Genomic DNA, 792 nt, shown 5'->3' with positions numbered 1-792 from the left:
GTGGATTGGCCTTTAATAAATCTATTTGATCTTGTTTTGGAGCTGACGCAATCCATAATGAGTCTTCTGTAAGTGAATTTAATTTACCAGCTTGTTCAAATAAGTAGGCAGAATCAGGTTGGTTATCAAACCATACATAGCCTTTGGTACGAATCACATTCGGATAGTTATTTAATAGATTTGTGAATTTCTTTAAATCCAATGGTTTTCTTGTTTGCCACACAAAAGTAGAAATTCCATATTCTAAAGCTTCACCTTCGTGTTCGTGATGATGGTGTTCGTGTTCTTCGATTTCGTGAATCCAACCAATGTTGTTTTGTGCTTTTTCATAATCAAAGTTATGTGTGTTTAAAAGCTCTTCTAAATTAACTTGGCCAAAGCTAGCCTCAATGATTCCGGCATCTTTACATAGTTTATGAATGACTGCCTTGATTTCATTTTTCTCATCTTCGTTGACGGTTTCTGCTTTGTTTAAGATAACGGTATTACAGAATTCGAGTTGCTGCATCAATAAAGAGTCTAGCGAATCTTCATCTTCACAAGGTTCTAATAAGTGTTTACCACAATTGAATTCATTTGACAATCTTGCAGCATCGGCAACGCAGATGATGTTGTCTAAGTGGAATAGTTCTGGTAATCCTCTAGAATATAGTGTTTCATTGGCGGCTGTAATGGTTTGCGCAATTGGGATTGGTTCGCAAATACCACTAGCTTCAATGATGATGTAATCAAACTTATTGGATGAGGCTAAGGCTGAGAGTTGTTGTAAAAGATCTAGTTTTAGTGTGCAAC

Annotated in this window: 1 protein-coding gene; it reads right to left on the bottom strand. The window is 36.2% G+C overall.

The window, feature by feature from the left end; genetic code table 11:
• Positions 1-792, bottom strand: a 792-nt coding sequence (locus ACZQCL_RS02625) for a CobW family GTP-binding protein (RefSeq protein ID WP_482481785.1), incomplete at both ends; no start/stop codon positions are given.

Source organism: Holdemanella sp., assembly GCF_056804935.1.
This window is presented reverse-complemented; position numbering and strand designations above follow the sequence as displayed.